Origin of the sequence: Vibrio sp. 10N.261.52.A1 (assembly GCF_002876325.1) — a bacterium.
Classification (GTDB): Bacteria; Pseudomonadota; Gammaproteobacteria; order Enterobacterales; family Vibrionaceae; genus Vibrio; species Vibrio chagasii.
In genome coordinates this window covers 1-2,961 of sequence record NZ_MCYD01000563.1, presented here as the reverse complement: position 1 = coordinate 2,961, position 2,961 = coordinate 1, and the positions used below count along the sequence as shown (strand labels likewise).

The following is a 2,961-nucleotide window of genomic DNA, read 5'->3' as shown; positions in this document are numbered from 1 at the left end:
TTCGGGTTGTATGGTTAAGTGACTAAGCGTACACGGTGGATGCCTTGGCAGTCAGAGGCGATGAAGGACGTATTAACTTGCGATAAGCCCAGATTAGACAGTAAAAGTCATTTGAGTCTGGGATTTCCGAATGGGGAAACCCACTTACATAAGTAAGTATCTTGTTGTGAATACATAGCAGCAAGAGGCAAACCGGGGGAACTGAAACATCTAAGTACCCCGAGGAAGAGAAATCAACCGAGATTCCGAAAGTAGCGGCGAGCGAAATTGGATTAGCCCTTAAGCTTTTAATGAGACAGACGAAGGCTCTGGAAAGTGCCGCAATAAAGGGTGATAGCCCCGTAGTCGACATCTCATCATCAGTGAAAACGAGTAGGGCGGGACACGTGATATCCTGTCTGAATATGGGGGGACCATCCTCCAAGGCTAAATACTACTGACTGACCGATAGTGAACCAGTACCGTGAGGGAAAGGCGAAAAGAACCCCTGTGAGGGGAGTGAAATAGAACCTGAAACCGTGTACGTACAAGCAGTAGGAGCACCTTCGTGGTGTGACTGCGTACCTTTTGTATAATGGGTCAGCGACTTAATTTTAGTAGCAAGGTTAACCGTTTAGGGGAGCCGTAGGGAAACCGAGTCTTAACTGGGCGTACAGTTGCTAGGATTAGACCCGAAACCAGGTGATCTAGCCATGGGCAGGTTGAAGGTTGAGTAACATCAACTGGAGGACCGAACCGACTAATGTTGAAAAATTAGCGGATGACTTGTGGCTAGGGGTGAAAGGCCAATCAAACCTGGAGATAGCTGGTTCTCCCCGAAAGCTATTTAGGTAGCGCCTCGGACGAATACTACTGGGGGTAGAGCACTGTTAAGGCTAGGGGGTCATCCCGACTTACCAACCCTTTGCAAACTCCGAATACCAGTAAGTACTATCCGGGAGACACACGGCGGGTGCTAACGTCCGTCGTGGAGAGGGAAACAACCCAGACCGCCAGCTAAGGTCCCAAAGTATAGCTAAGTGGGAAACGATGTGGGAAGGCTCAGACAGCCAGGATGTTGGCTTAGAAGCAGCCATCATTTAAAGAAAGCGTAATAGCTCACTGGTCGAGTCGGCCTGCGCGGAAGATGTAACGGGGCTAAGCTATACACCGAAGCTGCGGCTACGCACTTATGTGCGTGGGGTAGGGGAGCGTTCTGTAAGCCGTTGAAGGTGGTCTGTAAGGGCTGCTGGAGGTATCAGAAGTGCGAATGCTGACATGAGTAACGATAAAGGGAGTGAAAAACTCCCTCGCCGGAAGACCAAGGGTTCCTGTCCAACGTTAATCGGGGCAGGGTAAGTCGACCCCTAAGGCGAGGCCGAAAGGCGTAGTCGATGGGAAACGGGTTAATATTCCCGTACTTCTTACAATTGCGATGGGGGGACGGAGAAGGCTAGGTGGGCCTGGCGACGGTTGTCCAGGTTCAAGTACGTAGGCGGAAGAATTAGGTAAATCCGGTTCTTCATTAACGCTGAGATACGATGTCGAGCTACTACGGTAGTGAAGTCATTGATGCCATGCTTCCAGGAAAAGCCTCTAAGCTTCAGATTGTAAGGAATCGTACCCCAAACCGACACAGGTGGTCGGGTAGAGAATACCAAGGCGCTTGAGAGAACTCGGGTGAAGGAACTAGGCAAAATGGTACCGTAACTTCGGGAGAAGGTACGCTCTTATCAGTGAAGTCCCTTGCGGATGGAGCAGACGAGAGTCGCAGATACCAGGTGGCTGCAACTGTTTATTAAAAACACAGCACTGTGCAAAATCGTAAGATGACGTATACGGTGTGACGCCTGCCCGGTGCCGGAAGGTTAATTGATGGGGTTAGACTTCGGTCGAAGCTCTTGATCGAAGCCCCGGTAAACGGCGGCCGTAACTATAACGGTCCTAAGGTAGCGAAATTCCTTGTCGGGTAAGTTCCGACCTGCACGAATGGCGTAATGATGGCCACGCTGTCTCCACCCGAGACTCAGTGAAATTGAAATCGCTGTGAAGATGCAGTGTACCCGCGGCTAGACGGAAAGACCCCGTGAACCTTTACTACAGCTTGGCACTGAACATTGACCCTACATGTGTAGGATAGGTGGGAGACTTTGAAACCGCGTCGCCAGATGTGGTGGAGTCGTCCTTGAAATACCACCCTTGTAGTGTTGATGTTCTAACGTTGGTCCCTGAATCGGGATTACGGACAGTGCCTGGTGGGTAGTTTGACTGGGGCGGTCTCCTCCCAAAGAGTAACGGAGGAGCACGAAGGTGGGCTAATCACGGTTGGACATCGTGAGGTTAGTGCAATGGCATAAGCCCGCTTGACTGCGAGAATGACAATTCGAGCAGGTGCGAAAGCAGGTCATAGTGATCCGGTGGTTCTGAATGGAAGGGCCATCGCTCAACGGATAAAAGGTACTCCGGGGATAACAGGCTGATACCGCCCAAGAGTTCATATCGACGGCGGTGTTTGGCACCTCGATGTCGGCTCATCACATCCTGGGGCTGAAGTCGGTCCCAAGGGTATGGCTGTTCGCCATTTAAAGTGGTACGCGAGCTGGGTTTAGAACGTCGTGAGACAGTTCGGTCCCTATCTGCCGTGGGCGTTGGAAAATTGAAGGGGGCTGCTCCTAGTACGAGAGGACCGGAGTGGACGAACCTCTGGTGTTCGGGTTGTCATGCCAATGGCATTGCCCGGTAGCTAAGTTCGGAATCGATAACCGCTGAAAGCATCTAAGCGGGAAGCGAGCCCTGAGATGAGTTTTCCCTGACGCTTTAAGCGTCCTAAAGGGTTGTTCAAGACTAGAACGTTGATAGGCAGGGTGTGTAAGCGCTGTGAGGCGTTGAGCTAACCTGTACTAATTGCCCGTGAGGCTTAACCATACAACACCCAAGGGGTTTTGATGGACTCATAAGATACAAACGCTTGAATGAGTTTGA

At 51.1% G+C, this 2,961-nt stretch carries 1 rRNA gene; it reads left to right on the top strand.

Going from position 1 to position 2,961, the window contains the following annotated elements:
* Positions 1 to 12 precede the first annotated feature (12 nt).
* Positions 13 to 2,904: ribosomal RNA gene (locus BCT81_RS08820) — 23S ribosomal RNA — on the top strand.
* The last annotated feature ends 57 nt before the right edge of the window (positions 2,905 to 2,961 follow it).